Below are 499 nucleotides of genomic sequence, written 5' to 3'. Positions count from 1 at the left end.
TGGAACACTTATCAACGCCGATCTGCAATCGGCTGAAAATCCTTATCACACTGCCATTGATCCCGAAACAGACCAATATGGCATTGTAGATAATTCGGGAAACTGGATTGTGGAACCTCAATATTATCTTCTGGAACATATCGACAGCCTGTTTTTCAGAGGTAACAAAATCGAGGATTATAAAGACAACGGTTTTTATACTTATAAACTGGATGTAGATGCAAAAGCCCTTCAATACGAGTATAATATTGTTGATACTTTATATGCAAAGTATTATCTAATTTCTATAGATGAAAATGCAAAAAAGATAGGGGTTATGGACAAAAATGGGAACATTATTATTGCTCCCTCTAAAGGGTGGATTGACGCCCCTTTTCCCGGATTTTTTACGGTAAAGGATACTCTAACCGCTTTATATGACGGAGAAGGAAAGATTCTTCTTCCCCAAAGGTACTCTCGGATAGAGATTATAAGGGGGTATATTTATGCTACACAATAT

1 protein-coding gene is annotated in these 499 nt (G+C 37.1%); it reads left to right on the top strand.

What is annotated here, in order from left to right; all coding sequences use genetic code 11:
• Positions 1-499 (top strand): WG repeat-containing protein (locus tag IR022_RS19820; RefSeq protein ID WP_194205059.1); only part of this gene is annotated, 499 nt, incomplete at both ends.

The organism is Dysgonomonas sp. GY617 (assembly GCF_015233815.1).
Taxonomy (GTDB): Bacteria; Bacteroidota; Bacteroidia; order Bacteroidales; family Dysgonomonadaceae; genus Dysgonomonas_A.
Note: the sequence above shows the minus strand (reverse complement) of the source record. Positions and strands in the feature narration are given on the sequence as shown.